The 25,951-nt window shown below is 63.4% G+C and carries 25 protein-coding genes; 8 read left to right on the top strand and 17 right to left on the bottom strand.

The window, feature by feature from the left end; all coding sequences use genetic code 11:
* The first annotated feature begins 10 nt into the window (after nucleotides 1–10).
* The 4 genes from AC3WTO_RS22040 (at nucleotide 11) to AC3WTO_RS22025 (ending at nucleotide 3,837) form a co-directional block, all read left to right on the top strand.
* Nucleotides 11–865 carry an ABC transporter permease gene (locus AC3WTO_RS22040; RefSeq protein ID WP_492463059.1) on the top strand — a complete coding sequence of 285 codons (855 nt, stop codon included), beginning with the start codon at nucleotides 11–13 and terminating at the stop codon, nucleotides 863–865.
* Nucleotides 858–1,634, top strand: a complete 777-nt coding sequence (locus tag AC3WTO_RS22035; protein ID WP_492463058.1) for an ABC transporter permease — start codon at nucleotides 858–860, stop codon at nucleotides 1,632–1,634. The genes AC3WTO_RS22040 and AC3WTO_RS22035 overlap by 8 nt, the downstream gene beginning before the upstream one ends.
* Nucleotides 1,635–1,638: 4 nt before the next feature.
* The gene (locus AC3WTO_RS22030; protein WP_492463057.1) at nucleotides 1,639–2,406 is read left to right on the top strand and encodes an ABC transporter ATP-binding protein; all 768 of its coding nucleotides are present in this window, start codon (nucleotides 1,639–1,641) and stop codon (nucleotides 2,404–2,406) included.
* Nucleotides 2,407–2,538: 132 nt separating this feature from the next.
* On the top strand, nucleotides 2,539–3,837 hold the full coding sequence (locus tag AC3WTO_RS22025; RefSeq protein ID WP_492463056.1) for an SGNH/GDSL hydrolase family protein: 1,299 nt from the start codon (nucleotides 2,539–2,541) through the stop codon (nucleotides 3,835–3,837).
* A gap of 22 nt (nucleotides 3,838–3,859) precedes the next feature.
* Here the strand turns inward: AC3WTO_RS22025 and AC3WTO_RS22020 are convergent, their stop codons facing one another.
* The 7 genes from AC3WTO_RS22020 to AC3WTO_RS21990 form a co-directional block, all read right to left on the bottom strand.
* Nucleotides 3,860–4,783 (bottom strand): branched-chain amino acid ABC transporter permease, encoded by a 924-nt coding sequence (locus tag AC3WTO_RS22020; RefSeq protein WP_492463239.1) that lies wholly within the window; start codon nucleotides 4,781–4,783, stop codon nucleotides 3,860–3,862.
* Nucleotides 4,784–4,838: 55 nt separating this feature from the next.
* Nucleotides 4,839–5,720, bottom strand: coding sequence for a branched-chain amino acid ABC transporter permease (locus AC3WTO_RS22015; protein WP_492463055.1), 882 nt, complete (start codon nucleotides 5,718–5,720; stop codon nucleotides 4,839–4,841).
* A 3-nt stretch (nucleotides 5,721–5,723) separates the two neighbouring features.
* Complete coding sequence (locus AC3WTO_RS22010; RefSeq protein WP_492463054.1) at nucleotides 5,724–6,434, bottom strand: ABC transporter ATP-binding protein; 711 nt, start codon at nucleotides 6,432–6,434, stop codon at nucleotides 5,724–5,726.
* The gene (locus AC3WTO_RS22005; RefSeq protein WP_492463053.1) at nucleotides 6,427–7,197 is read right to left on the bottom strand and encodes an ABC transporter ATP-binding protein; all 771 of its coding nucleotides are present in this window, start codon (nucleotides 7,195–7,197) and stop codon (nucleotides 6,427–6,429) included. The genes AC3WTO_RS22010 and AC3WTO_RS22005 overlap by 8 nt, the downstream gene beginning before the upstream one ends.
* Before the next feature lie 31 nt (nucleotides 7,198–7,228).
* Nucleotides 7,229–8,431 (bottom strand): ABC transporter substrate-binding protein, encoded by a 1,203-nt coding sequence (locus tag AC3WTO_RS22000; RefSeq protein WP_492463238.1) that lies wholly within the window; start codon nucleotides 8,429–8,431, stop codon nucleotides 7,229–7,231.
* 187 nt (nucleotides 8,432–8,618) lie between these two features.
* Nucleotides 8,619–9,236, bottom strand: coding sequence for a LysE family translocator (locus AC3WTO_RS21995; protein WP_492463052.1), 618 nt, complete (start codon nucleotides 9,234–9,236; stop codon nucleotides 8,619–8,621).
* A gap of 192 nt (nucleotides 9,237–9,428) precedes the next feature.
* Nucleotides 9,429–10,088, bottom strand: a complete 660-nt coding sequence (locus AC3WTO_RS21990) for a response regulator (RefSeq protein ID WP_492463051.1) — start codon at nucleotides 10,086–10,088, stop codon at nucleotides 9,429–9,431.
* A 129-nt stretch (nucleotides 10,089–10,217) separates the two neighbouring features.
* Between AC3WTO_RS21990 and AC3WTO_RS21985 the strand changes: the two genes are divergently transcribed.
* The 3 genes from AC3WTO_RS21985 to AC3WTO_RS21975 all read left to right on the top strand — a co-directional run bounded on the left by AC3WTO_RS21985 (nucleotide 10,218) and on the right by AC3WTO_RS21975 (nucleotide 13,691).
* Complete coding sequence (locus AC3WTO_RS21985) at nucleotides 10,218–12,041, top strand: hybrid sensor histidine kinase/response regulator (protein ID WP_492463050.1); 1,824 nt, start codon at nucleotides 10,218–10,220, stop codon at nucleotides 12,039–12,041.
* A 299-nt stretch (nucleotides 12,042–12,340) separates the two neighbouring features.
* Nucleotides 12,341–13,090, top strand: coding sequence for a F0F1 ATP synthase subunit A (locus tag AC3WTO_RS21980; protein ID WP_492463049.1), 750 nt, complete (start codon nucleotides 12,341–12,343; stop codon nucleotides 13,088–13,090).
* A gap of 109 nt (nucleotides 13,091–13,199) precedes the next feature.
* Nucleotides 13,200–13,691, top strand: coding sequence for a GNAT family N-acetyltransferase (locus AC3WTO_RS21975; protein WP_492463048.1), 492 nt, complete (start codon nucleotides 13,200–13,202; stop codon nucleotides 13,689–13,691).
* Between the two features lie 196 nt (nucleotides 13,692–13,887).
* Here AC3WTO_RS21975 and AC3WTO_RS21970 read toward each other — a convergent pair whose 3' ends face one another.
* From AC3WTO_RS21970 to AC3WTO_RS21925, 10 genes are all read right to left on the bottom strand, one after another.
* Entirely contained in the window at nucleotides 13,888–15,177 is a 1,290-nt protein-coding gene (locus tag AC3WTO_RS21970; RefSeq protein ID WP_492463047.1) for an NCS2 family permease, read from the bottom strand.
* Between the two features lie 588 nt (nucleotides 15,178–15,765).
* Nucleotides 15,766–17,160 carry a glutamine synthetase family protein gene (locus tag AC3WTO_RS21965; RefSeq protein ID WP_492463046.1) on the bottom strand — a complete coding sequence of 465 codons (1,395 nt, stop codon included), beginning with the start codon at nucleotides 17,158–17,160 and terminating at the stop codon, nucleotides 15,766–15,768.
* 34 nt (nucleotides 17,161–17,194) lie between these two features.
* Nucleotides 17,195–18,286, bottom strand: coding sequence for a branched-chain amino acid ABC transporter permease (locus AC3WTO_RS21960; RefSeq protein ID WP_492463045.1), 1,092 nt, complete (start codon nucleotides 18,284–18,286; stop codon nucleotides 17,195–17,197).
* Nucleotide 18,287: 1 nt separating this feature from the next.
* On the bottom strand, nucleotides 18,288–19,187 hold the full coding sequence (locus AC3WTO_RS21955; protein ID WP_492463044.1) for a branched-chain amino acid ABC transporter permease: 900 nt from the start codon (nucleotides 19,185–19,187) through the stop codon (nucleotides 18,288–18,290).
* A gap of 3 nt (nucleotides 19,188–19,190) precedes the next feature.
* Nucleotides 19,191–19,895, bottom strand: coding sequence for an ABC transporter ATP-binding protein (locus AC3WTO_RS21950; RefSeq protein ID WP_492463043.1), 705 nt, complete (start codon nucleotides 19,893–19,895; stop codon nucleotides 19,191–19,193).
* Nucleotides 19,896–19,947: 52 nt separating this feature from the next.
* The gene (locus AC3WTO_RS21945; protein WP_492463042.1) at nucleotides 19,948–21,102 is read right to left on the bottom strand and encodes an ABC transporter substrate-binding protein; all 1,155 of its coding nucleotides are present in this window, start codon (nucleotides 21,100–21,102) and stop codon (nucleotides 19,948–19,950) included.
* A 36-nt stretch (nucleotides 21,103–21,138) separates the two neighbouring features.
* Nucleotides 21,139–21,864: an ABC transporter ATP-binding protein gene (locus AC3WTO_RS21940; protein ID WP_492463041.1), complete on the bottom strand. Its 726-nt coding sequence runs from the start codon at nucleotides 21,862–21,864 to the stop codon at nucleotides 21,139–21,141.
* Nucleotides 21,865–22,005: 141 nt separating this feature from the next.
* Complete coding sequence (locus AC3WTO_RS21935; RefSeq protein ID WP_492463040.1) at nucleotides 22,006–22,590, bottom strand: helix-turn-helix domain-containing protein; 585 nt, start codon at nucleotides 22,588–22,590, stop codon at nucleotides 22,006–22,008.
* A 242-nt stretch (nucleotides 22,591–22,832) separates the two neighbouring features.
* Complete coding sequence (locus AC3WTO_RS21930) at nucleotides 22,833–23,642, bottom strand: N-formylglutamate amidohydrolase (RefSeq protein WP_492463039.1); 810 nt, start codon at nucleotides 23,640–23,642, stop codon at nucleotides 22,833–22,835.
* On the bottom strand, nucleotides 23,620–25,029 hold the full coding sequence (locus tag AC3WTO_RS21925; RefSeq protein ID WP_492463038.1) for an aldehyde dehydrogenase family protein: 1,410 nt from the start codon (nucleotides 25,027–25,029) through the stop codon (nucleotides 23,620–23,622). Before AC3WTO_RS21925 ends, AC3WTO_RS21930 begins: the two co-directional genes overlap by 23 nt.
* Before the next feature lie 151 nt (nucleotides 25,030–25,180).
* Between AC3WTO_RS21925 and AC3WTO_RS21920 the strand changes: the two genes are divergently transcribed.
* Nucleotides 25,181–25,939, top strand: a complete 759-nt coding sequence (locus tag AC3WTO_RS21920) for an SDR family NAD(P)-dependent oxidoreductase (RefSeq protein ID WP_492463037.1) — start codon at nucleotides 25,181–25,183, stop codon at nucleotides 25,937–25,939.
* The last annotated feature ends 12 nt before the right edge of the window (nucleotides 25,940–25,951 follow it).

Genomic DNA, 25,951 nt, shown 5'->3' with positions numbered 1-25,951 from the left:
CAATTCCAGGATGGCTTCGGTCGATCTGAAAACGGCGCGCGATTTCAGCGCTCCATCCGCAGCGGGCGTTCGGCTACGGCTGAAGCCGCTGGCCGATCGAAGCCGCCGGCTCGTCGCGAGACTGCCTGTTGCGATAGCGCTGCCGGCTGCCTTGGCACTTCTGTGGCAGGTCGCGGCAGATCGGGCTTGGGTATCGGTGCAGGTCCTGCCGCCTCCCGCCTGGGTATGGCAGACACTTCTCGACCTGGTCAGTGGCGGTGAAATCGTCTCGGCCGTCGCCATCAGCTTCACGCGCATTGCCTATGGCCTGCTGATCGGCGCATCGCTCGGCTTTCTGTTCGGCCTGCTGGTCGGTTTCTCCAAACGTGCCGACGCCTATCTCGGCGCGACCTTTCGAGCCATTGCCACCGTGCCGTCGCTGGGCTGGCTGCCTGTCCTGATCCTGCTGCTCGGCATCGATGAATCGCTGAAGCTCGTCATCCTGGCCAAGGCGTGCTTTGTGCCGATGGCGATCAGCATCGCCGAAGGCGTGCGCAACATCCCGCCGCGTCTCAAGGAAGTCGCGGACGTCCTGGCGTTGCCGCGCAGGACCCGTTTCCTCAAGCTGACGCTGCCGGCGATCATCCCGTTCTTCTTCACTGGCCTGCGCCTGGCAAGCGCGCAGGCGTTCGTCTCGCTGATCGTTGTCGAGATGCTCGCCGGCACGGATGGCATCGGCTATCTGATGGTGTGGGGCCGCACGCTTTTCCAGCTCGACATCGTCATTGTCGGCATGCTGGTCGTGGGTGTCGCCGGTTTCCTGCTGGATGCCTTGCTGCGCCGGCTCGAAGCGCATTTCGCGGCACCGGAGCTGCGCCATGGCTGAGGCCCCGTTCCTGCGCGTCCTGGCCACCATCCCGAAAGGAGCCTGGGTTCCGCTCGGACTGCTTGCGGCCTGGGCGCTTGCGGCGGGCAGCGGGGTCGCCGCCAGTCCGCTCTTCGTCTCGCCGCTCGAGGTCCTGCGTGTCCCGTTCGTCGATCCGGATGGGCGCGAGGTCTGGGCCTCGCTCGGCGCAAGCGTCCTGCGTGTCGTCGGCGGCGGATTGACCGGCGCCGTGCTCGGGCTGGTCCTCGGCATGCTGTGCGGCCTGTCGCGGGTCGCTTCGCTCGGTGTCGCGCCGACCATCCATACAGCGCGCCAGATTGCTGTCTTTGCCTGGATTCCGCTGTTCACGGCCTGGTTCGGCAATGGCGAGACGACCAAGCTGGTGTTTACCGCGCTGTCGACTTTCTTCCCGATTTTCCTGGCAACCGAGCGCGGGATCCGCTCCACGCCGAAGGCGCTGGAGGAAGTGGCACGGACGCTCGGCCTGCCTTTCGGCAAGCGGCTTTTCCGGCTCTATCTTCCCGCCGCGCTGCCGACCATCCAGGTCGGATTCCGCATCGCCGTGCTTTCGGCATGGATCGGCACGATCGGCGCCGAATACGCCATCGGCAACGGTCGCGGCCTGGGCAGCTTCATTGCCAGCGCGCGCGACCAGTTCCGCATGGATATCGTCCTGGTCGGTGTCTTCGTCCTCGCCGCTGGTGGCGTGGCCTTCAATAATGCCTGCGAACGTCTGTTCACCGCCCTGTTCCCCTGGGCAAAGGAGTAGCCCGATGTCGTCTGCATCAGCGGCCCTGTCGATCGGCCGTGTCGGCAAGTCGTTCAGCCTCAACGGCGTGCCGCGGGAAATCCTGCGCGATGTATCCTTCACGGTCGGCAAGGGCGAAATCGTCGGCGTCCTCGGTGCATCCGGTTGCGGCAAATCCACCCTTTTGCGGCTGATCGTCGGCCTCGATCAGGGCTACTCCGGCCGCATCGCCGTATCCGGTGAGGAGACCAAGGGCCTCAATCGCGACGTGGCCATGGTCTTCCAGGACCATCGCCTGTTTCCGTGGTTGACCGTCGCCGGCAATGTCGGCCTGGCGCTCGAGGCGCTCGATCTGTCGGGCAAGGAGAAGGTCGCCCGCATCCGGCACTATGTCGACCTCGTCGGACTGTCCGATTACATCGACGCCTATCCCAAGCAGCTTTCCGGCGGCATGGCGCAGCGCGCCGCCATTGCCCGCGCGCTCGTGTCCGAGCCCAACATCCTGCTCATGGACGAGCCTTTCGGCGCCCTGGACTCGTTGCTGCGGTTGCGCCTGCAGGACGAACTGCTGCGCATCTGGGATCGCAACAACGTCTCCATCGTCGTGGTGACCCATGACATCGAGGAAGCGCTTTACCTCAGCGATCGCGTGATCGTGCTCGAGGCCAATCCCGGCCGGATCCGGTCCGTCATCGATGTCGGCCTCGACCGGCCCCGGCTGCGCGACGATCCGCAGATCGTGGAGCTGAAACGCCAATGCCTCGAACTGGTGCTGGAGCGGAGGCCCGGCTAGCCGGGTCTTCCGGTCAGAAGTCGGTCCTTTTTGATGACTTTGGTTCATAAGTGATGGTCCTGCACGCACTCTGTTTCACTCAAAGCCCAGGATCTATTTTCTGGCGACTTTGAATGAAGAACGAGAAACATCATGCGTCCGGCACCTTTTTCCCCGACTGTCAAGGAGACGTCACGTCTCGGAAGCTCAATCCGCTCCGCTCTCCTCATTGTCGCCCTTGCGCTCGGCGCGGCTCTTTCCGGGTCGCTTGCCGCCCATGCCGGCGAGCAGAATTGGGTCGGTACCTGGATGGCGAGCCCGCAACCGGTGTGGAAGCCGGATTTCGCTCTTCCAACCAAGATCCCGCAATCGGTGAAAGACCAGACCATCAGGCAGGTCGTGCGGGTCAGCCTCGGCGGCGACCGTGTGCGCCTGGTGTTCTCCAACGCCTATGGCGATCAGCCGTTGAAGATCGGCGCCGCCAGCGTGGGACTCGCGGGTGACAACGGAGCGGTCGAGCCGGCCACGATCCACAAGGTCACTTTTGGCGGCAAGGATGGGATCCTTGTTCCACCCGGCGCCCCGGCCATCAGCGATCCACTGGAGCTGACCGTCGAGACGCGGGCGAAACTCGCCGTCTCGATCTACCTGCCCGACGAGACACCGCTGGCGACATTCCATTGGGACGGGCGCCAGACGGCATGGTTCGGCAATGGCGATCTCACCCGTGCAGGCGATTTCCTTTCGACGGCGACGACGGACGCCCGCATGTTTCTCAGCGAGGTGCGCGTGGAAACCCGGAATGACGGTGCAGTTGCTGTGGTCGGCGATTCAATCACCGATGGCAACGGGGCGACCGTCGACGCCGATACACGCTGGTCGGATTTTCTCGCGCAACGGCTCGCACCCGACCATGTCGCGGTTCTCAATGCCGGCATTTCCGGCGGCAGGCTGCTTCAGGACAAGATGGGTGTGAATGTCGCCGCAAGACTGCAGCGGGACGTCTTCTCCCAGCCCGGGCTGAAAGCGGTCGTTCTGCTCATCGGCATCAATGACATTTCCTGGCCGGGCACCGATTTTGGTCGAACACAGCAGCGCCCGTCGATTGACGATATGATCGCCGGTTATCAGCAGGTCATCGCGCTGGCGCGTGCCAACAATGTGCGCCTTGTCGGAGCGACATTGCCTCCCTTCGAGGGTGCGCTCAGCGGAACGCCGCTTGGTGACTACTACAATCCCGACAAGGACGTGCTGCGGCAGGAGGTCAATCGCTGGATCCGGGAAAGCGGAGCCTTCGATGCCGTCGTGGATTTCGATGCAGTCCTGCGTGACCCTGGCCATCCCGGCCGTCTCATCGCGGCTTTCGATTCCGGAGACCATCTCCATCCCGGCGACGAGGGCAACCGGGCAATGGCCGATGCCATCGATGTAGGTGTTCTTCTCGGCCGCTGATCGCCAACAAGCACCCGTCCTGCTACTCCGGCTTGTCTCCGCGTCGGCGGTCGAGCCAGGCATAGATTTCGCCGACGATGCCGCGCCGGAAGATCAGCACGCAGACCATGAATATCAGGCCGGTGGCGATGGTGACGGGGAAGTCGGAGGTCGCCAGCATGTTCTGCAGGGCAACCACGAAGCCGGCACCGAAGATCGGGCCGGCCATCGTGCCGATACCGCCCAGCAGCGTCATCAGGATGACCTCGCCCGACATCTGCCAGGCGACGTCGGTCAGCGTGGCGAACTGGAAGACCAGCGCCTTGATCGCACCGGCGAGCCCGGCGAGCGCCGCCGACATCACGAAGGCGGCAAGCTTGTAGTTCTGCACGGAATAGCCGAGCGAGATGGCGCGGCTCTCATTCTCGCGGATCGAGCGCAGGATGAGGCCGAAGGGCGAATTGACGATGCGCCAGACGATGAACAGGCCAAGCAGGAAGTTGGCGGCGACGAAGTAATACATCGTGTGTTCGTCATGCAGGTCGAACAGGCCGAGGAAGGTTCCGCGCGGCACGCCCTGGATGCCGTCCTCACCGCCGGTGAAGCTGGCCTGCACGCAGAAGAAGAAGAACATCTGCGAAAGCGCCAGCGTGATCATGGCGAAATAGATGCCCTGGCGGCGGATGGCGAAGAAGCCGATGACGAGGCCGAGCAGGGCAGCACCGGCGACCCCGATGAGAATGCCGATTTCCGGCGGGACGCCCCAGACCTTCACGGCATGCGCGGTGAAATAGGCGGCTCCTCCGAAGAACGCGGCATGGCCGAAAGATAGCAGGCCCGTATAGCCGAGCAGAAGATTGAAGGCGCAGGCAAACAGCGCAAAGCACATCATCTTCATCAGGAAGATCGGGTAGACGAAGAAGGGCAGCGCCAGCAGCGCCACCACGCCGAGCCCGATCAGCACCATCTCCACGCGGTTCGCGGTTCCGGTCTTGCTCGCGTGGACCGTCGCGTCAGCCATATCAGGCGTCCTTCCCGAACAGGCCGGCCGGGCGGATCAGAAGCACGATCGCCATGATCACGAAGATGACGATGCTTGACGCCTCCGGATAGAACACCTTGGTCAGGCCCTCGGCGAGGCCAAGCATGTAGCCGGTCAGGATCGCTCCCAGGATCGAACCCATGCCGCCGACCACCACGACCGCGAACACGATGATGATCATGTTGGAGCCCATCAGCGGGCTGACCTGGTAGACCGGCGCAGCCATGATGCCGGCGAGCCCGGCAAGACCGGCGCCGAGCCCGTAGGTCAGCGTCAGCAGCAATGGCACATTGACGCCGAACGCCTGCACCAGCTTGGGGTTTTCGGTGGCGGCGCGCAGGTAGGCGCCGAACTTGGTCTTTTCGACCAGCAGCCAGGCGCCCAGGCAGACGATGAGCGATGCCACCACGATCCAGCCGCGATAGATCGGCAGGAACATGAAGCCGAGATTGACGCCGCCGGCGAGCGCGGGCGGTACCGGATAGGGATTGCCGGAAACGCCATAGATGTAACGGAATACGCCTTCCAGCACCAAGGCGAGCCCGAAGGTGAACAGCAGACCGTAGAGCGGGTCCACGTCATAGAGCCGCGACAGCGCCAGCCGCTCGACGACGATGCCGAACAGGCCGACCACGACCGGCACCAGGATCAATGCCGGCCAGTAACCGATGCCGAGCTTGGCGAGGATGAGATAACCGATGAAGGCGCCGAGCATGTATTGCGCGCCATGGGCGAAGTTGATGACGCGCAGCAGGCCGAAGATGATGGCAAGGCCAAGCGACAGCATCGCGTAGAACGAGCCGTTGATCAGCCCGACCAGCAGCTGTCCGGCAAAGGCCTGGATGGGGATGCCGAAAATCACCGTTCAGACCCCCAGCACGTCATGCAGCTCATCCATCCTGTTCTCGAGTTCGCCGACCGGAAACTCCGACAGCACCTTGCCATGCTCCATCAGGTAGAAGCGGTCGGCGACACGGCTGGCGAAGCGGAAATTCTGTTCCACCAGCAGGATCGTCATGCCGCGGCGCTTCAGTTCCACCAGCAATTCGCCGATGCGTTGCACGATCACCGGCGCCAGCCCTTCCGTCGGTTCATCGAGCAGGATCGTCCTGGCGCCGGTACGCAGGATGCGCGCGATCGCCAGCATCTGCTGCTCTCCGCCCGAGAGCTTGGTGCCCTGGCTGTTGCGCCGCTCTTTCAGGTTCGGGAACAGCTCGAAGATCTCGTCGACGCTCATGCCGCCCGAGGCCACCATCGGCGGCAGCATCAGGTTCTCTTCCACGGTCAGCGTGGCGAAGATGCCGCGCTCTTCCGGCACATAACCGATGCCTGCACGTGCGGTGTGATGCAGCGGCATGCGGATCAGGTCCTTGCCGGCAAACGTCACCTGGCCTGTTCGCTTGCGGATCAGCCCCATGATCGCCCGCAATGTCGTCGTCTTGCCGACGCCGTTGCGGCCAAGCAGCGTGACGGTCTCGCCTTCGCGGATGTCGAGATCGACGCCATGCAACGCATGGCTTTCACCATACCAGGCGTTCAGGCCACGAGCCGAGAGCAGGGGCGCCGCGCTAGTCATGTTCGGTCCCCATATAGGCGACCCGCACGCGCTCGTCCTTGCTCACCGTATCGTAGTCGCCCGCCGCCAGCGTCTGCCCGCGCTGCAGCACCGTCACCCAGTCGGCGATATCGGCGACGACGGAAAGATTGTGCTCCACCATGAGTACGGCGCGATCCTTCGCAATGGTGTGGACCAGCCTGGAGATCGCGCCGACATCCTCGTGCCCCATGCCGGCCATCGGCTCATCCAGCAGCAGGACCTTGGGGTCGAGGGCAAGGGTGGTGGCGATCTCCAGCACACGCTTGCGGCCATAAGAAAGGTCGGATGCCAGCCTGTTCCTGGCATTGTCCAGGCCGACCGCCTGCAGCAGCTCCATCGCCTTCGGCGTCAGCCGGTCGAGCGTGGAAAGCGAACGCCAGAACTGGGTGGCGAGACCGTTCGGACGTTGCAGCGCCACCCGCACATTGTCGAGCACGGTCAGGTGCGGAAAGGTCGCCGATATCTGGAACGAGCGCACGACGCCCATGCGCGCCACCTTGGACGGCGCTGCCTTGGTGATGTCCTGGCCGGCCAGCGTGATGGTGCCCGCGGTCGGCTGCAGGAACTTGGTCAGAAGGTTGAACACGGTCGTCTTGCCGGCCCCGTTCGGACCGATCAGCGCGTGGATCTTGCCGTGATGGACGTCGAGGTCGACATCCTTCACGGCAACGAAACCGGCAAAATCACGCCGCAGGCCACGCGCCGACAGGACGGGCGGGTTCGATTGGGGTTCGGTGCTCAACGATACGCCCGTCCCTGTTCTTGGCTGCGCCCTACTGCGCCAGTGGGCATCCGGACTCCGCAGGCTTGGTGTAGGCCTCGTCGCCGGGAATGGTCGCGAGAACCTTGTAATAATCCCACGGGCCTTTGCTCTCCGACGGCTTCTTCACTTCCATCAGATACATGTTGTAGATCATGCGGCCATTGGGACCGACCTTGCCGCCGCGGGCAAAGACGTCCTCGACCGGCATCTCGTGCAGGTTTTTCGAAACCGCTTCGGTTTCGTCGGTGCCGGCCTTGTCGATGGCCTTGAGATACTGAAGCACTGCAGAATAGGTGCCCGCCTGGATCATGTTGGGCATGCGGCCGGTGCGGTCCATGAACTTCTTCGACCAGGCGCGGGATTCGTCGTCGCGATCCCAGTAGAAGCCTTCCGTCAGCGTCAGGCCCTGTGCGGCCTCCAGGCCGAGACCATGCACTTCGGCAAGGGTGAACAGCAGCGCCGCCATGCGCTGACCGCCCGAGACGATGCCGAACTCCGCAGCCTGCTTGATCGCGTTGGCGGTGTCGAGGCCGGCATTGGCGAGACCGATGACCTTGGCGCCGGAAGATTGTGCCTGCAACAGGAAGGACGAATAGTCGGTGGTGGCGAGCGGATGGCGCACCGCGCCCACCACCTTGCCGCCCTTCGACGTCACGAATTTCGAGGTTTGTTCTTCGAGTGAATACCCGAAGGCATAGTCCGCGGTCAGGAAGAACCAGGTGTCGCCGCCTTGCTGGACGAGCGCACCGCCGGTTCCGACGGCCAGCGCATGGGTGTCGTAAGCCCAATGGAAACCGTAAGGCGAGCAGGACTTGCCGGTGAGTTCGGACGTCGCCGCACCGGTGACGATGTCGATCTTCTTCTTTTCCTTCGAGATGCCCTGGACCGCGAGCGCAACCGAGGACGTCGTCAGTTCCATGATCGCGTCGACCTGCTCGGTGTCGTACCACTGGCGCGCGATGTTGGAAGCGATATCGGCCTTGTTCTGATGGTCGGCGGTGACGACTTCGATCGGCACCCCCTTCACCTTGCCGCCGAAGTCCTCGACCGCCATCTTGGCCGCCTCATACGACCATTTGCCGCCGAAATCGGCATAGACGCCCGACTGGTCGTTCAGAATGCCGATCTTGACCTTGTTGTCTGAAAACTGCTGCGCGGCTGCCGGTAGTGAAACGCTTGCCAGAAGCGCGACCGCGATCGCGCGTGAGATCATCGCCATATGGTTCCTCCCGAATGGACCGCGGCCCTCCAGCCGCCACATGCGAACCCTCACCCTTTTGCAGTCTAGCAAGGACGCGCGCGTAAAGTCAGCATGGCATGACCATGTCGAGGAATCCTAGTACGACGATGTGCGTAGAGCATGACAGCCCGCCGTCGATCGCGATCGAGCCCTGCGCGGGCTAGACCTGATGGGTGACGAGCGCCACACCGAGTCCGATCAGGATCGAGCCGCATGCCTTCGGCACGACCCAGCTCGACGTGGTCGACGACAGTCGCCCGAGCGTCACGGAGGCAAGGCCCACGGCGGCGACATCGGCAGCCGAGAACACCAGGTTGACTACCATACCGAGGACCAGGAACTGCAGCCAGACCGGGACAGTCGTGCTGGTATCCACGAATTGCGGCAGGAAAGTCAGGAAGAACAGGGCGGTCTTCGGGTTGAGCACTTCCACCACGATGCTGTGGCGCAGCGTGTTCGGCTGATGTGGTTTGTTGTCCTGGGCCGCATGGCTCCGGCCCAGGAACATGGTGACGCCGAGCCACATCAGATAGGCGGCCCCGGCGAAACGGATGGCGGCGTATGCTGTCGGTGCGCTCTCGATCAAGGTTGCCAGGCCGATCGTGGCGGCGGCTATGTGAAAATAGCAACCGAGATGGATGCCGAGCGCCGCCATCAATCCGGCATGGTGACCATGGGCCACGGTTTGCGCGGTCATGTAGAGGATTGCCGGTCCGGGCATGCACGCAAACGTGGCTGTCGCCACAATGAATGGAATCCAAGGCTGCAGCGATGGCATGCGGTCCTCCCTTCGTCCGGTGACGCCCTCGGGCGTGCGGACCGTCCGGCTTCAGCCGTCGCGGAAAGGGATAGGAGGACAAGGGCCGTGGAGGCATACGGCAGATGCCGTATTTCGGCATGCGCCCGTCGCCGCTACGATGATCTTGGTTAAGCAGGTGTTACCGGAGCGATGGCAACGGAGGCAGCAATTTCAGCCGGTGGGCAATCCCAGCCGAACCGCATAAGCGGTCAGCTCGGCAATGTTGTGCAGGTCGAGCTTGCGCATCAGGTTTTCACGATGCTTGCGGGCCGTGGCCTGGCTGATGCCGAGCCGTTCGGCGGTTTCGCGCGCCGTCATGCCTTGCGCCACCAGAAGCAGGATCTGACGTTCCCGCTGCGTCAACGGCACCGGCGAAATGATTTCCTGCGCATCCGGCGCACGGCTTCTCCTGTCCGGCTCGCTGACCGCGAACCGAACCGTTTGCGCAAGATAGGTTTCGCCTTGCCGCAGCGCCTCGATCGCCGCGCCGAGTTCCTCGGGGTCGCCGTCCTTGGTGAGATAGGCATCCGCTCCGAATTCCAGCGCCAGCCGGACTGTTCGCGGCTCGATGTTGGCGGTCAGCACGACGATTTTCAGCCGTGGCGCCAGCTCCCTGATTTCGGCGATGAACGGCACGCCCGAAACGCCGGGCATGCCGAGATCAAGCACGAGCAGGTCGGCCCTGGTGTCGCGCACGCGTTTGAGCAGCGTCTCGCCGTCCGCCGCTTCCGCCGCCACCGAGATATTTTCCATTGCGCCGATGAGCAGCTTGACGCCTTCGCGCATGATGGCGTGATCGTCGGCGAGGATGGCGGTCAGCGGGCGATTCATGATGTCTCTGTCCTGGGGACGACAGCTTAATTCGGCGATTGCTAACGTATGGGAAATGCGCGGGCGATAGATCAAGCGACAAGCTTGGAAAACGGGCAGACCAATGCGGTCAGCAGCGTGAGAGGTTCGATGCAGGAAGACAAGATCCAGGAAGCCCTGATCGAGCACCTCTATCGCAATGCCTATGGCGTGGTCATCTCCAATGTCACAATCTCGCTGGGCATCATCTATGTGCTTTACGGTTCGGTGCCGACGAACTGGCTCGTGCCCTGGGCCATTGCCGTCTATGCACTGATCGCGGCGCGCGTTCTGACGGCCCGACGGTTCTGGAAACACCCCCGCACGCCTGCCTCCTTGCGCAGATGGGCCTGGGCCGCCGCCGGCTTTTCATGGATTTCGGGCTTGCTGTGGGGCTCACTGACCTGGATCGGCTACGTGCCCGACCAGCCACATCTGTTTGCCTTCATCGTCGCCATTCTTGCCGGGCTGGTCAGCGGTACCATCCCGTCCATGTCGGCCTTTCCGCCGGCACTGATCGGTTCGATTCTGGCGACGACGCTGCCGGTTGCCGCGCGCTTCACGACAATGCCGGGGCCTGTTGGCGATGCCTATCTTTTCCTGCTCGCCTGCCTGATCGCCATCAACATCTATTATGGCCGCATCGCCTACCGCATGCTGCACGAGATGATCCGGTTGCGCCTGGAGAATGTGGGGCTGATCGGGCACCTGCAGGAGGAACGGGATCGCGCGCAGAGTGCCGACCGTGCCAAGACGCGCTTCCTTGCAGCAGCGTCGCACGATCTGCGCCAGCCGATCCACGCACTCGGCCTGCTGATCTCGACCTTGTCGGTGCTTGGCCGCCGTGGCGACGTGCCATCCGGCGAAGCGCGCAGCCTGGCCAGTTCGGCGAAGGCGATCGTCGGCAATTTGAGCGGCCTGCTCAACGCGCTGCTCGACATTTCGAAGCTCGACGCCGGCGTCGTCACCGTGGCCAGGGAGAATGTCGATCTCGGTGAACTCTTCCGCAACCTGCGTGGCGAGTTTTTCGCGTCAGCCCGATCGAAGGGGTTAAGCTGGCGGGTCGTGGACACGTCTCTCCATGTCGATACCGATCCGATGATGCTGAAGCGGATCCTCGACAATCTTCTCACCAACGCTTTCCGCTACACCAATGTGGGCGGTGTGCTTCTCGGCTGCCGTCGGCGTGGCGTGGCGGTGGAAATCCAGGTCTGGGACACCGGCCTCGGCATACCGCAGGATCAGAAGGGGGCGATCTTCGAGGAATTCGTGCAGCTGCACAATCCGGCGCGTGACAAGGCCCTGGGGCTCGGCCTTGGCCTGGCGATCGTGCGCAGGACGGCTGAGCTGCTGGGCCACCCACTGAAACTGGTCTCGGTGCCGGGTCGCGGCTCGATGTTCTCGGTGACACTCCCTGTGGTCCAGGTCTCTGCACCCGCCTATCAGGTCAGCAGCGCAACGCAGGTCGAGACTGCGGCAAGCCTGATGGTCGTCGACGATGAGCGAGACGTGCTCGACGCGATGGTCGGCTTGCTCACGGTGGAGGGGCACCGGGTCTATGCCGGGCAATCCGCCGCAGAGGTGGAGGCTGCTCACGGGAAAGCCGCGAAGGAGGGGCCGGCGCCCGTCGACTTGATCGTGGCCGACTACCGCCTGAAGGACAATGCCACCGGCGTCGAGGCGATCAAGTTGCTGTCGGCGTATCTCGGCCGCTCAGTGCCGGGCATTGTCGTGACGGGCGATACCTCGCCGTCGCGGATCCGAGAGGCGACGGCGAGCGGCTTCCGCATTCTGCACAAGCCGGTCAGTGGCGATGATCTCAAGGAAGCGATCGCGGTCGCTCTTTCCGGTAAGGCAACGAGCCGTTCGGATGCCGACCGGGAGAGCTCGACTGGTTCGCGCGCGAAACGCGGCAGGCGGGCAAGCGACGGCTGAGCCGGATCGCTCGCGGCCCCGTGCGACAATCTGGGCTGCCTTGCAGGGGTGGCCATCCCAATCGGTTGAAGCTATCAGGCTCGTGCGCTGGACGACCCGCGCCTTCGGATCTGTATCGGGGACGACCCCATTGTTTCGGGAACCCGAACGATGGCGCCTTGTCCTAGCCTGATCTCCTTGCCGCCGGCCAGCATCACCTTCTCCCTTTTCCGGGCGATTGAGCACAGCGCGCTGCTGCGCTCTCGCTTGCGTGATGCCTTCTCGCAAACCGTTTTCACCAACAGCAGGAGGAGGTCCGGATGGCCAGTCCGCTAAAGCAGTTCGAGATCAAGCCGATCGTGACATTCGGCGAGATTGCCGGACAAGAAATCGCCTTCACCAATTCCGCAGCCTATATGGTCGCCGCCACGGTTCTGGGTGGCCTGTTCCTGCTCGGCGCAACGCTGCGGCGCGAACTTGTCCCGTCGCGGATCCAGTCGAGCGCCGAACTGCTCTACGAGTTCGTGGCAAAAACCCTGCGCGACAATGCCGGCGAGGCCGGCATGCGGTTCTTCCCGCTGGTGTTCTCGCTGTTCATGTTCGTGCTGATGGCGAACCTGCTCGGCTTGCTGCCCTTTGCCTTCACGGTCACCAGCCACATCATCGTCACCTTCGCACTCGCCATGCTGGTGTTCCTGACTGTGACGCTTTACGGGCTCTGGGCGCATGGCCTGCGCTTCTTCCGTCTGTTCCTGCCCAAGGGCGTTCCGCTGGTGCTGGCGCCGCTCATCGTGCCGATCGAAATCGTCTCCTACCTGTCGCGGCCGGTCAGCCATTCGGTCCGCCTGTTCGCGGTCATGCTGGCCGGGCACATAACGCTGAAGGTCTTTGCCGGCTTCGTGGTCAGCCTGACGAGCCTCGGCGCGGTCGGCATCGTCGCCGCCATCCTGCCGCTCCTCATGACGGTTGCGCTCACCGCGCTCGAACTGCTGATGTCGCTGATCCAGGCCTATATCTTCACCATGCTGACCTGCATGTATCTGGCCGACGCGCTGCACCCGGAACATTGAGCTGCGTGGCGGAACGGGCAGCGCGCTTGATCGGCTGCGTCTTTGCCAATACCGGCTGTTGCCGCCAGAGGGGTGACTCGCTGGCGGAACCGAACCAGGAAATACAGCAATGAGTGATGAGTATCCGTCTGCCGATGCCGAAGTGACGCTTCGGCGGATCACGGCCCAGACCGTTTCCGATATCTGCGATCTCAGCGAGACGTTGAGTGAAGAACAGCGCAACAAGGTCGCCGACAACGGCACTTCGATCGCCGAGGCGCATTTCTCCGAGAACGCCTGGTTCCGCGCCATCTATGCCGAGGATACACCGGTCGGCTTTCTCATGCTGCACATTGGTGCGGACCACGATGACGGCATCGATTGCCCCGGCGTGTTCCTGTGGCGCCTGATGATCGGCGGGCCGTACCAAGGGAAGGGATTTGGCGAGAGGGCGATCGGCCTCGTCATCCGGGACCTTAAGGCGCGCGGTATCGGCGAACTCTACACCAGTTATGGGCTTGGGACCGCCAGCCCCGAAGGCTTCTACAAGCGGCTGGGCTTCCGAGAAACCGGCGACATGTATGACGACGAAGTCGAGGTCGTGCTGAAATTCGACATCTGACCGGAGCTACTTCGGATCATAAAAAAAGCCGCGGCCGGATCCACATCCAGCCGCGGCTTTTTTCATTCTCCGTCGGTGCTGGAGCGTTTCCGATTTTTCGGAAACGCGGAAACGCTCCAGGTTTATTTTGCCGCGTGATCTTGTCCGAAAAGTCTGCAACTTTTTCCTTCGCTGACCTTCGGTTCGGGATCATGCTCTATTCGACAAAGGCGAAGCGAATGACGAACAGGATCGCCACCAGCCAGGTCGCCAGATGCACTTGCCGGAACTTGCCGGTTGCCGTCTTCAGCACGGCGTAGCTGATGAAGCCGAAGGCGAGACCGTTGGCGATCGAGTAGGTGAACGGCATCATCAGCGCGGTCAGCGCGGCCGGAGCTGCTTCGGTGATCTCGGTCCAGTCGACCTCGATCAGTTCGCGCATCATGAGACAGGCGACATAGAGCAGCGCCGGTGCGGTCGCATAGACCGGAACCGAGGCGGCGAGCGGTGAGATGAACAGTGCTGCCAGGAACAGCACCGCGATGACCAGGGCGGTCAGGCCACTGCGGCCTCCGGCCTGCACGCCGGAGGCGCTTTCGACATAAGCGGTGGTCGAAGAGGTGCCGAGCAGCGAGCCGGCAACGATGGCGCTGCTGTCCGCCAGCAGGGCACGGCCGAGGCGGTTCGGCTTGCCTTCCTCGATCAGGCGCGCACGCTTGGCCACGCCGATCAGCGTGCCGGTGGCGTCGAACACTTCGACCAGCACGAACACCAGGATGACGTGGACGAGGCCGGTGTGCATGGCGCCGACGATGTCGAGCTGCAGGAAGGTCGGCGCGATCGACGGCGGCATCGAGACGATGCCCTGGAACTGGCTGACGCCGAGGATCCACGACAGGATCGTGATCGCCAGGATACCGATCAGAATGGCGCCGGGCACCTTGAGGCCGTCCAGCGATGCAATGATAAAGAAGCCGAGAATGGCGAGCAGCGGACCGGTCGTGGTCAGGTGGCCGAGCGTGACGAAAGTCGCTTCGCTGGCAATGACGATGCCCGAGCTTTTCAAGGCGATGATGGCCAGGAACATGCCGATACCGGCGGCGATGGCGCTGCGCATCGAATGTGGAATGCCGGCGATCAGCCAACTGCGGATACCGGTCACGGTCAGGATCAGGAAGATCACGCCCGAGATGAAGACGGCGCCCAGAGCCTGCTGCCAGGTGAAGCCCATGGCACCGACGACGCCGAAGGCGAAGAAGGCGTTGAGGCCCATGCCCGGCGCCATGCCGATAGGCCATTTGGCCACCAGCGCCATGATCAGCGAGCCGAGCGCTGCTGCCAGGCAGGTGGCGACGAACACGGAGCTCTTGTCCATGCCGGTTGTCGACAGGATCTCCGGGTTGACGAAGATGATGTAGGACATGGTCAGGAAGGTGGTCAGGCCGGCGATCACTTCGATCCGTACCGACGTCCCCAGTTCCTTCAGTTCGAAATACTTCTCGAGCATAGCTTTTCCTCCGCTGCCCGTTTCCTCCTCACCGCCCGCGCACGGCCCCCTTGCCGTCCGCAACACGATGCCGCGCTGTGCATGGCACGGAACGCGGTCTTGACCTTCGTGGAACGCCGACAGTCCACATGTGCCGGTTTGCCGGCGCATGATGTCCATCTCCCTGGCATAGGGTGATCGACAAGCAGACATAAGGCACACTCGCCCAAGTTATCTTGAAGTACTTCCGCTCATTTGCTTGGCGCAAGGGGCCAATCGGGCCGCTTTGTCGCAAACAGTTTCGCGATTTTCGCGAATATCGGACAGCTGTGGGGATGGTCGCCCGGATTTCCCGACCAGAGCCTTGAGGGACTGCGCGCAGGAACGTGGAGCCGAATGACTTCGCTCCATGTTGATACCGGATCGTGCAATGTCAACTGCGGAAGTGCCCGCCAACAAATCGGGGTTGAGGTACGGACGCCGTCGTCCTGCGCGCGTGATCCAGCGCATTTTTGCAGCCAAGAGGAACCACTTGGCGTTACAAAAATGCGACGAAAACAAAACTTCGAGCGTTTCCGCGTTTCCGTGAAAAACGGAAACGCTCTAGGGTCAGTTGATGAAGTAACGCTGCCACTCGAAATCGGTGATGTGCGACGCCTGCCAGGCTTCGAAGGCAGCCTGTTCGGCGCGGCGGCTTTCCGCATAGTTGTCGCGGAAGGCCTCGCCGAACGCTTCGGCGCAGAAGTCGGATGCCGCGAACGCCTCGATCGAAGCATTCAACGTATGCGGCAGCTTTGGCTTGCCCAGCGTGGCAAGGTCGCCGCCCACCGGTGCTTCCAGGGCGAGCTCCTTTTCGATGCCCTCGCACCCTGCAGCCAGGATCGCCGCGATAGACAGGTAGGGATTGATGTCGGCGCCCGGTGCCCGGTGTTCGAACCGGCAGGCACCGTCATTGGGCGTGGTGATGGCGCGGATCGGTGCCGTGCGGTTTTCATAGCCCCAGGCAACCTCCTCTGGCGACCAGGCTCCTCGGTCGAAACGGCGATATGAATTGACGGTCGGCCGGAACAGCAGATGCGTCTCCTGCATGCGAGTGAGGACGCCGGCGAGGAATGTCTCGGCCACGGGCGTCAGCTTGTTCGGACCGGCTGCGAAGGCCGGCTTGCCGTCCTTCCAGAGGCTGACGTGATGGTGCGCGCCGCAGGCACTTTCCTTGCCGGGTGGCTGGAAGCGGGTCATGAAGGTGGCGACCAGTCCGCGCTCGGCGCAGAGCTCGCGCAGATGCAGCTTGGCGCGCATCGCGTCGTCTGCCGCCTGCAGGGCCGTCTTCGGCGTCAGCGCATATTCATACATGCCGAAGCCGTATTCGGTGACCACCGAGGCAATGCCGATGCCGATGCTCTTCATACGGCGGATCAGCTCCGCGACGAAGTCCTGGTACTCGGCGCTGCGCACCAGATCATAGTTGGTCAGTGAATGACCCCAGGGCTTCAGCTCGCGGTAGCGGCCGGCGCGCATCAGGTCGTGATCCGCGTGAAAGATGCCGAACTCGTATTCCAGCGCAAAGCGCGGCTCATAGCCGAGCGCCGCCGCCCGCTGCTCGACACGAGCGAGAACGCCGCGCGGATCGTAGGGGCAGGGCGATCCATCGAGCATGTAGGAAAAGGTGATCGCCGAGGCATATTCCGGTTTCCAGCCGTGCTGGACGACGGTGCCCGGATCGATGATGCCCTTGATGTTGGGGAAGCCGTTTTCTTCATTCGCGGTCGGCGAGGCGAAGGCAACATCACCCATCGGCTGGCCGTCGCCATGCGCGACGCAGTAGAGAATGGCGTTGATCGCTTCGCCGTAGGTGGAGAGCTTAAGCGGGGTGATCTTCGAGCGGAATGCGCCCGAGGTGTCGACCGTGTGCACCTGAATGAATTCGACGCCGTCCAATGCCAGTTTCTGCTGCAATGCCTCCAGCTTGGGTCCGTACTCGGCGACCTTGTCCTGAAACTCCACTTTGTCCTCCACCCTGAGAAAACATCGGCGCCGCCTAGCGGGCATTGCGCCGGAAAAACCTGGAAAGCTGCTCGTCGAGCTCGAGCCGTCCACTGATGCCGCCCGGCCGGAAAGCCATGCACAGCACGATGACGACACCGAGCGCCACGCCGGACAGGCCGAGCAGCTGCGGCAGCTGGATGCCGGCGATCGTCACGCCGGATTCGATGCTGCGGATGAATTCGAGCCCGACTGAGAGCACGATCACGCCGGTGACGGCGCCGGTCACCGTTGCCATGCCGCCGAGGATCAGCATGGCGAGCGTCATGAAGATCTGCTGGAAGTAGAACAGCTTCGGGCTGATCGTGCCGGCGAAATAGGCAAAGAGCACGCCCGCCAGCCCGCAGATCAATGCAGACAGCACCCACGCCATCAGCCGCAGCCGCCTCGCATCGATGCCGAAAGCCGCAGCCGCTTGCGGGCTTTGGGCGCTGGCACGAAGCTGCAGGCCCCAGCGGCTGTCCTTGAAGAGGCGGGCGACGATGATCACGGCCACCGATGCAGCAACAATTGCCGGCAGGTTGATCACCTTGGGAATGCCGAAGAAAGCCTGGTTGCCCTTGAACAGGTCCGTCCAGTTCAGGAACACCGAATGCACGATGATGAGCAGCGCCAGACTGACGATGGTGGCGGCAACGCCCGAGAGCCGGCTGATGATCTTGCCGCTTACGGTCGCCAGGATAGCAACGACCAGCAGTGCCAGCACTGCGGCGACGAAAGGGTTCAGCTCGACGAAGGCCAGCCCGAACGGTGCATTGGGGATGGACAGCTTCTTCATCGCCAGCGGCGTCGACAGCACCGCCACGCCATAGGCGCCGATGCCGACGAAGGCGCTGTGGCCGAGATTGGCGATGTTGCTGTTGCCCATGAACACCTGGAGGCCGACGACGATGATCAGGTTGACGAAGGCCGCCAGCGCCAGATGTGTGTAGTAAGTCGGCGCAAAGGCGAGGATGACGAGACCGATCACAACGACCGGCAGCGCGGTGACGAGCCCTCCAACTAGGGATCGGCGGACTTTGCCGCTTCCGGATCGTGTCACGGCATCCGGTGAACCGGCAGCGATGATCTCGGCGCTCTCGCTCACGTCAGATCTCCTTGTCGCCCAGTTCGACGCGCTGCCCGAGCAGGCCTTCCGGCCGGTAGACGAGCAGCGCGACGATGATCACGTAGGTGAGCGCGTCCTTGAAGCCCCCGTATTCCTGCGGCAGTGCCACCAGCAGGCCAACCTCGATGAAGCCGAGCAGCATGCCGCCTGCTGCAGCGCCGGCCAGTGAGCCGAAGCCGCCGATGACGCATGCGACGAAGGCCTTGAGCACGAGGCCGAAACCGAGATCCGGCGAGACCGAGCCACGCCGTGCCAGGATGAAGACGGCGGCAATGCCGGCAAGAGCGCCCGAAATGGCAAAGGCTGTCGCGATCACGCGGTTGGCGCGGATGCCCATCAGCCGGACGGTGGCGAAGTCGCGTGAGGCCGCGCGGATGGCGAGGCCGAGCGTGGAGCGGTTGAGAAAGAGCACCAGCGCCAGGATGGTGAGGCCCGAGACAACGAGTTCCAGCACCTGCAGCGACGACACCGCGAACGGTCCGAAGAACCACATCTGATTGAGGCCGTTCAGGATCGAGACCGATTGCGGCTTCGGCGAGATCAGCAGCATGAACATGTTCTGCACCACGATCGAAACGCCGAACGCCGTCAGCAGGCCGGTGGTCGTCGGTGCATAGCGCACCGGACGGAAGGCCACGCGTTCGAATGCCACGGCGGCAAGTGCCGCCGCCGCCACCGCCAGAAGCACCGCGACGATCGGTGAGGTGAGGCCAAGGGCAGCCGCCAGGAACACGCTGTAGGCCGACACTCCGATGATCTCGCCATGAGCGAAGTTGACGAGGCCCATGATCGAGAAGACGACGGCGAGGCCGAGCGCCACAAGCGAATATTCCGCGCCGAAGGCCAGGGCGTTCAGAAGCTGTTGCAGGGCGTAATCCATGACCTACCCGCCGAGATAGAGGTTGAGCAGGCCGTGCTCATCGGCAAGTTTTGCCGGCGGCCCGTCATAACGCAGCGCGCCCGAGCTCACGACGTAGACGCGGTCGGCAAAGCGCAAGGCCTGCATGGCGTTCTGCTCGACCACCAGCAGGGTCAGCCCCTCCGCCTTCAGCTGTCCGATGAAATCGAAGATTTGCGCGACGATGCGTGGTGCGAGCCCAAGTGACGGTTCATCGAGCAGCAGCAGTTTCGGCCGCGACATCAACGAACGCGAGATGGCCAGCATCTGCTGTTCGCCGCCCGAGAGCGTGCCGGCCGCCTGGGCATAGCGTTCGCCAAGGACAGGAAACAGCGCCAGGAAACGGTCGATATCGGCGCGCACGGCTTTCGGATCGCGGCGTGTCGCCGCGCCGAGGCGCAGGTTTTCGCCGACCGTCAGATTGGCGAAGATGTGCCTGCCTTCGGGCGTCGAGGTGAGCCCGCCCCGGATGCGATCCTCGGTGCGTGTGCGCGAAATGTCCCTGCCGTCGAAGACGATCCGCCCGGCCGTCGGCGTGACCAGCCCGGTCAACGCATTGATGGTCGAGCTCTTGCCGGCGCCGTTCGGGCCGAGCAGCGCGACGAGCTCGCCCCGCCCGATCTCGAGCGACAGGTCGCGCACCGCCGCGACCGCGCCATAGCGGACGAACAGGTTCTCGACCGTCAGCACGATGGCATCCGGGTTTGCAGGGCATTGCGCGATGTCATGGCCGGGCAATCCGTTACTTGAGCGCCGGGACGTAGGTCGGCGGCGTATCGGTGATCAGCACGCGCTTGCCATTGGCGAAACCGATGACCGGGACGGCCTTGACCGGATAACCCTTCTTTTCGGCGAAGGAGATTGTCGGAGCGGTGGTGCCGGGATAGCCGCCCGGCGCACGGATCGCTTCGCGCAGCGGCGCAGCTTCCGTGGTTCCAGCCTTCTTCGCGGCTTCATAGGTCACCTGCACCATGTCGGCGCCGAGTGCGTCGAAGATGCCGTTCACCTTGTAGCCGTCAGCCTTGCACTGGGCGAGGAAGTGATCGATCGGCCCGTCGATGCCGGTGGCGCCGTGGGTGGTGAACATCACCTTCTCGAGTGCCGCCACATCGCCGACGGTTCCTTCCAGCGACTTGTCGTCGAAGGCATCGCAACCGGCGATCCAGCCGTCATAGCCATTGGCGCGCAATTGCCGGATCAGGATGCCGACATCCGGCAGCACGGCGCAGATGTGGATGGCGTCCGGCTTCTGCGGCAGCGCCTTGATCGAGGCGATCTGCGGCGACCAGTCGGTGGTGCCCCAGGAGTAGTTGAGCTTGGAGACCACCTTGCCGCCGAGATGCTCGAACACCTCGCCGAACCATTCCGGCAGCTTTTCCGAATAGGAACCGGCATCGGGCGAAACCAGCAGCGCCACCGTCCGCGCACCCTTGCCGTACAGCGCGTTGGCGGTCGCCGCGGCGTTGATCGGGTCGGGCACGGCGCCGGCGATGAAATTGTCGAGGCCGGCCTGCTGCATTTCGAGCTGTGTATTGGGCGCGGAAAAGACGGTCGCCCCATAGGGTTCGGCAATCTGCGCGGTCGGGATCAGGGCATCCGGGAACGGAACGCCGGTGATCACCTGGGCGCCGGCATCGAGGAACTTCTGGCCGAGCGAAACGGAGAGCTGCGGATCCGAGCGATTGTCCTCGATCATCAGTTCGATCTTCGGGTCGTTCGCGCCCGCAGCCTTGTTCAGCTTGTCGGCCATGCAGCGCGCGCCTTCCGCCTCGCTATAGGGCGCATAGGTGCCCGTCATGGCCACGGCCAGACCGATCTTGAGCTCGCTCGCTCCGGCATGGGCCGCCTGCAGCAGCCCGGCTGTCAGGACGGCGGCTCCCAAAGTCAGTTTATCCATTTCGAACCCTCCCTTGTTCTTGTTATGCGGATGCTGTCACGACGGCTGAGCCTGGCCGACATAGACCTCGATGACGCGTGGATCGCGCCAGACCTGTGCCGTGTCGCCCGAGGCGATGACCTTGCCCTGGTCCATGACGCAGAGCCGGTCGCAGAGCCGGTTGATGAAGCGCAGGTCGTGGTCGATGACGATGATGGCGCAGCCGAAGTCGTGGCGAATGGCCTCGATCGCCTCGGCCAGTGTCTCGGATTCGCTTTCATTGAGGCCGGCGGCCGGCTCGTCGAGCAGAAGCAGCGAGGGGCCCAGCGCCAGCGCACGTGCGATCTCGAGTCGTCGCTGGCTGCCGTAGGAAAGCGTCCCGGCAGGTGCGTCCGCTGCTGCGTCGAGTTCGTACTGCTGAAGCAGACTGTCGATATCGATGCGGCCGGCGGCTTCGGGGCGGACGTCGCGGCAGGTGATATGCGCGACCTCGACGTTCTGGCGGACGGTAAGGTCCTTGAACAGGCGGATGTTCTGGAAAGTGCGGGCGATGCCGGCACGGGCGCATTCTTCGGGGCCGCGTCCCGTCAGGTCGCGATCCGCCAGCCTGACACTGCCGGTGTCGGGCCGAAGCACGCCGGAAATCGCATTCACGAGGGTGGACTTGCCGGCGCCGTTCGGGCCGATCAGGCCGAGGATTTCGCCTGCGGCACAAGACAGCGAGGCCTGGCGCAACGCCTGCACGCCGCCGAATGTCTTGCTGACTGCCTCCACCGACAACATCGGTTTCGCCTCCCATTCCGGCCGTGGGCTGTTTGCTCCCTTCGGCTGGTCTTCAGGATGCTAGACCCGTATCTTTTCCATAACAAGTATTTTTTTCCATTTTGGAAAAAGTAAATGCTCGCCGGCGGTTCATCCCCCGGCTTAGCCGGTCCCGACATTCGGCACGCCGTCGCGTGGAACGGTGTTCGACATCAGCATGATCGTCGGTTCCTCTCCCAGCGACACATAGGCATGCTGCATCTCGCCATCGAACAGGATGCTGTCTCCCGGCTGCAGGATCACCGGGTCGTAATGGATGGTGTGCAACTCAAGGCTGCCGCTCTGCACATGGATGAATTCCTCGCCCGAATGGCTGCGCCAGCCACCATTTTCGTCGAACGACTTCGCATGCAGCGTGACACGCCAGAAGATATTGGTTTTGTCGCGGAAATCGCTGCACAGAACCTCGAAGACCATGGCGTTGCCTTCGTGCAGCACGCCGCTTCCAGCCCGGGTGATCGAGCGCCTGGCCTGCATGCCGGGTTTCGGGCTGAACAGGAACGATGCCACCGGCACGTGCAGCACGCCTGCGATGGTTAGCGCGACGTCGACCGTCAACCGGGCCTTGCCGTTCTCCAGCTTGGACAGCTGCGAGACCGAAAGGCCTGAACGCTCGCTGAGCTCGCGCAGCGTGATGTTCTGCTGCTTGCGTGCATCCCGGATCTTGGATCCCACATTGCCTTGCATCGTCCACGCCCCTGGCTGTCGTGTTTCCATTCAGGCGATTTCGAAGAATTGTTGCATCTGTCGTCCGTCAAGCGCGGGCTCTGGTCCAAAATCGCTGCAACAATTCTCCGAAATCGCCTTCAAGCTGTAGCGAGGCGGCCCGCGGGCGTCCAGCGCCTGGAGCAATTCCAGCAAAAGTGCGCAGCGGTTCGCGGCCGGATTTGCGTCGACAAGGGAACTGGAGTGTTTCCGACGGAAACGCCTTAGACGGCTACCGCGTTGTCCGGCCATAGGATTTTCGCCACCTCGGAAAAACTGTCTTCGAGTATCCGGCTGACTTGCTCGAGCCGATCTGCATCCGTGAGCAGGTCGTTGCGGACCTCGAGATAGAAACAGGGCAAACCCTGCTGGAGGCCGTGGCGGTTCAGTGTGTAACCCACCGCCTGGCGCCAGTCATAGGGTTCGTTGTCGCCGATCTTCAATCCGGCTGCATGGCCCCTCTCTTGTATCGTCTGCAGGATCGCCGAGACGAAGGGCGAGGGCTCGCGCCAGAGGATGCCGATGTCGATGTTGCGCCGCACGCCGGCCATGACCGGCGTGAAGGAGTGGATCGAAACGAGGGCTTTTCGTCCCGGCGCATTGTTTTCGATCGCCCGCTCCAGCGGGGCCCAGCCGATCTGTCGGCGCAGCTTGCGGTCGGCGTCGCTTGGGCAGAGGTTTGCCGGCACCGGAATGCCGCCGAGATCCGGACGCATGTGGTCCCATTCCTCGACCGGGCGATTGTAGTCGAGGAAAAGCCGCGAATAATGTGCAATCACCGCCGGCGCGCGCAGGCGCTGTGACAAACGGCGCGTCAGTGCATCGATGCCGAGGTCGACGGCGAAATGCGTTTCAAGATAAGGCGCGGCAAGACCGAGGTCGTGCCAGGGTGCTGGCACCGTGTTGCCGGCATGCTCCGCAATCAGCAGATAGGGGCTGGCCGCTGCGGTGAGCAGGCACTCGACGGCGCCGGCCGCGAGTGCCGGGGCCTCGGCGGGGGCGAGGCGGAGCTCAGGCGATCTTGGAGCGGACATGGTAGGACTTCGCCGCAGTTGATTCGATCAGGCCCGAGCGGCCGTTTGTCCGGCCCATGCCTGAGTTCTTGATGCCGCCCCAGGGCAGATAGAGGTCGGCATGGTCGCAGCGGTTGAGGTAGACGGTGCCGGCTTCGACCTTGTCGAGTAGCGCAGTGCCGTGGTCGATGTCCTGTGTCCAGACGCTTGCGCTCAGGCCGTAGTCGCTGTCGTTCATCAGGCCGATCGCCTGTTCGTCGTTGTCGACCGCCTGCACGCAGGCGATCGGCCCGAACAGTTCATCACGCATGATCGGCATGGAATGATCGACGCCGACCAGCACGTCGGGAGCGACGTAGGCGGCACCAAGCCCAGCTGCCCTTTGTGCGGCGCTGTCGGGCATCAGCCGTCTGGCGCCGGCGCGAACGGCTTGCTCCGTTAGCCCACGGATCGTCTCGGCGGCCGTCGCGCGCACCACCGGGCCGACCATCGGTTTTTCCTCGATCGGGTGGCCGATCGTCCATTTCGCCGTCTCTGCCACCAGCGCTTCGACGAAACGATCATGGACGCTGCGGTCGACATAGATGCGCTCCACCGAGCAGCAGGACTGGCCGGCATTGGAGTAGGTGCCTTCCGCGATCTGCGCCACTGTGGCATCGAGATCGGCATCGGCGCGCACATAGGTCGGATCCTTGCCGCCGAGCTCGAGGTGGACCTGCGTGAAGGTGCCGGCCGCTGCTGCGTGCACGCGGCGGCCGCCATTGACGGAACCGATGAAATTGACGGCGTTGAAGGCGCCCGACGCGATCAACCTCTCGGCGTCGGCATGGTCGAGATGCAGGCTCTGGAAGACGCCTTCGGGACCGCCGGCGGCGCGGAAGGCTTCTTCCGCCACCTCGGCGATCAGCGGCGTCTGCGGCGAGTGCTTGAAGATGACGACATTGCCCGCCGCCAGCGGCGCCGTCACCAGATAGCCGAGCATCGCGGTCGGATAGTTCCAGGCGCAGATCGAAAGATGCACGCCGCCGGGCGTGGGGCGCACATAGCGGCGGATGTTCTCATCCGAAGGATAGGGCAGGTCCGCCAGCGTCTCTGCGGCGGCCTCGGCCAGCAACTCACCGACCAGCGCCAGGCGCGGCGTCTCGTCGGCCTGCCACAACGGACGGCCGATCTGCCATGCAACCATTTCCGCCAGTTGGCCGGCGCGCGCCTTCATCTCTTCACCGAATCTCAGCAGGATCGCCAGCCGCTCGGTGAGCGGCGTTGCCTGCCAGGGTTTCAGTGCGGCACGGGCCCTGGCCATCGCGGCGTCGATGGCGGTGCCATCGACGTAGTCGCGGCGCGCATAGACGGAGCCGTCGACGGGAGATGTAACAGGAAACGATCGGATGTCGGTGCGCAGGTTCATGGTGTGATGTCCGCCGGATAAAGAGTGCTATCCCGGTTACGATATCTCGATTTTCCATTTTGGCAAATTTTTTCTATTCCGGCTTGATGGATTGCGTGCTCCCTCCTATTGTCCGCTGCAACAGCAAGCGCTGAATGGAGGAGGGATATCGATGGTCGAGTTTGATTTCGCCGGCAGGCACGCAGTAGTCGCGGGCGCCGGCGGTGGCATGGGCGAGGCCATCGCGCTCGCTCTGCTCGCATCCGGTGCCGCGGTGACGGCGATCGACGTCAAGGAATGTCCGACATCGCTGTCTTCTTTCGGCGACAGGCTGACCTATGAACAGGGTGATCTCACCGACGAGGCCTTTGTGCAGAAGGCCGTCGGCACGGCCGGCAAGGCGCGTGGCGGCGTCGACTATCTCGCCAATGTCGCCGGTGTGCTGTGGTTCGGCCGTGACAAGTCGGTGCTGGAGATGGACCTCGCCGTCTGGGACCAGGTCTTCAACATCAATCTGAAGTCATTCGCCCATACGGCGCGCGCCGTGGTGCCGTTCATGCGTTCGAGCGGCCGCGGCGGCGCCATGGTGCATTTCTCGACCATCCAGTGGTATCGCGGCGATCCCGCACCGCAGGATGCCTATCAGGCATCCAAGGCCGGTGTGTGCGCGCTGTCGAAGTCGCTGGCTATGCAGCTGGCCGCGGAGCGCATCCGCTCCAATGCCATCTGCCCGGGCATGGCGCTGACACCGCTGCAGGCCCGCTGGGATACGGAAGAAAAGCGCCAGGCTGTCGCGAATTACGCGCCGCTCGGCCGCATCGGCACACCGCAGGATATGGCCAACGCCGCACTGTTCCTGCTGTCCGATGCCGCCAGCTACATCACCGGCATCGAGCTTGCCGTCGATGGCGGCCTCCTGATGCGCATGTGATGGTGTCGCCGC

This window comes from Mesorhizobium sp. EU05-FHT14A09, assembly GCF_058790995.1.
Note: the sequence above shows the minus strand (reverse complement) of the source record. Positions and strands in the feature narration are given on the sequence as shown.

Excerpts from the sequence above, each read along its gene's own strand:
- AC3WTO_RS21975 (WP_492463048.1), top strand. The coding sequence starts at position 13,200 with ATGAGTGATGAGTATCCGTCTGCCGATGCCGAAGTGACGCTTCGGCGG.
- AC3WTO_RS21945 (WP_492463042.1), bottom strand. The coding sequence starts at position 21,102 with ATGGATAAACTGACTTTGGGAGCCGCCGTCCTGACAGCCGGGCTGCTG.
- AC3WTO_RS21995 (WP_492463052.1), bottom strand. The coding sequence starts at position 9,236 with ATGCCATCGCTGCAGCCTTGGATTCCATTCATTGTGGCGACAGCCACG.
- AC3WTO_RS21930 (WP_492463039.1), bottom strand. The coding sequence starts at position 23,642 with ATGTCCGCTCCAAGATCGCCTGAGCTCCGCCTCGCCCCCGCCGAGGCC.
- AC3WTO_RS21925 (WP_492463038.1), bottom strand. The coding sequence starts at position 25,029 with ATGAACCTGCGCACCGACATCCGATCGTTTCCTGTTACATCTCCCGTC.
- AC3WTO_RS22010 (WP_492463054.1), bottom strand. The coding sequence starts at position 6,434 with ATGACTAGCGCGGCGCCCCTGCTCTCGGCTCGTGGCCTGAACGCCTGG.
- AC3WTO_RS21920 (WP_492463037.1), top strand. The coding sequence starts at position 25,181 with ATGGTCGAGTTTGATTTCGCCGGCAGGCACGCAGTAGTCGCGGGCGCC.
- AC3WTO_RS21990 (WP_492463051.1), bottom strand. The coding sequence starts at position 10,088 with ATGAATCGCCCGCTGACCGCCATCCTCGCCGACGATCACGCCATCATG.
- AC3WTO_RS22040 (WP_492463059.1), top strand. The coding sequence starts at position 11 with ATGGCTTCGGTCGATCTGAAAACGGCGCGCGATTTCAGCGCTCCATCC.
- AC3WTO_RS21935 (WP_492463040.1), bottom strand. The coding sequence starts at position 22,590 with ATGCAAGGCAATGTGGGATCCAAGATCCGGGATGCACGCAAGCAGCAG.
- AC3WTO_RS21970 (WP_492463047.1), bottom strand. The coding sequence starts at position 15,177 with ATGCTCGAGAAGTATTTCGAACTGAAGGAACTGGGGACGTCGGTACGG.
- AC3WTO_RS21980 (WP_492463049.1), top strand. The coding sequence starts at position 12,341 with ATGGCCAGTCCGCTAAAGCAGTTCGAGATCAAGCCGATCGTGACATTC.
- AC3WTO_RS21955 (WP_492463044.1), bottom strand. The coding sequence starts at position 19,187 with ATGGATTACGCCCTGCAACAGCTTCTGAACGCCCTGGCCTTCGGCGCG.
- AC3WTO_RS22025 (WP_492463056.1), top strand. The coding sequence starts at position 2,539 with ATGCGTCCGGCACCTTTTTCCCCGACTGTCAAGGAGACGTCACGTCTC.
- AC3WTO_RS21940 (WP_492463041.1), bottom strand. The coding sequence starts at position 21,864 with ATGTTGTCGGTGGAGGCAGTCAGCAAGACATTCGGCGGCGTGCAGGCG.
- AC3WTO_RS22035 (WP_492463058.1), top strand. The coding sequence starts at position 858 with ATGGCTGAGGCCCCGTTCCTGCGCGTCCTGGCCACCATCCCGAAAGGA.
- AC3WTO_RS21985 (WP_492463050.1), top strand. The coding sequence starts at position 10,218 with ATGCAGGAAGACAAGATCCAGGAAGCCCTGATCGAGCACCTCTATCGC.
- AC3WTO_RS22020 (WP_492463239.1), bottom strand. The coding sequence starts at position 4,783 with ATGGTGCTGATCGGGCTCGGCGTGGTGGCGCTGCTGGCGCTGCCCTTC.
- AC3WTO_RS22000 (WP_492463238.1), bottom strand. The coding sequence starts at position 8,431 with ATGATCTCACGCGCGATCGCGGTCGCGCTTCTGGCAAGCGTTTCACTA.
- AC3WTO_RS22030 (WP_492463057.1), top strand. The coding sequence starts at position 1,639 with ATGTCGTCTGCATCAGCGGCCCTGTCGATCGGCCGTGTCGGCAAGTCG.